Raw genomic sequence first — 236 nt, 5'->3', positions numbered from 1 at the left:
CTATGTTTAATTTGCCTTTTTCTATTATTAGCTGTTTTTATTTGTTTACTGCAAGCAGTACAATGAATCACTTTATTGGAATTAGGTTTAAACATGCTGCCACATTGACCACATGATTTATGATGTTTCAAGTTCTCTGTTAAACTTTTTAAAATAACATCACCAAAACATTCCCAGAGTGTAGCTTTATATCTGCTTTTCTTTTTATATAGATGTTTAACCAACACATCCACAAC

At 30.1% G+C, this 236-nt stretch carries 1 pseudogene; it reads right to left on the bottom strand.

The annotated features are described in order from the left end of the window. Window positions 1–236, bottom strand: a pseudogene (locus tag R2R70_RS23075) (hypothetical protein); the annotation flags it as partial.

Source organism: Cobetia sp. SIMBA_158 (assembly GCF_046566945.1).
GTDB lineage: Bacteria > Pseudomonadota > Gammaproteobacteria > Pseudomonadales > Halomonadaceae > Cobetia > Cobetia amphilecti.
This window is presented reverse-complemented; position numbering and strand designations above follow the sequence as displayed.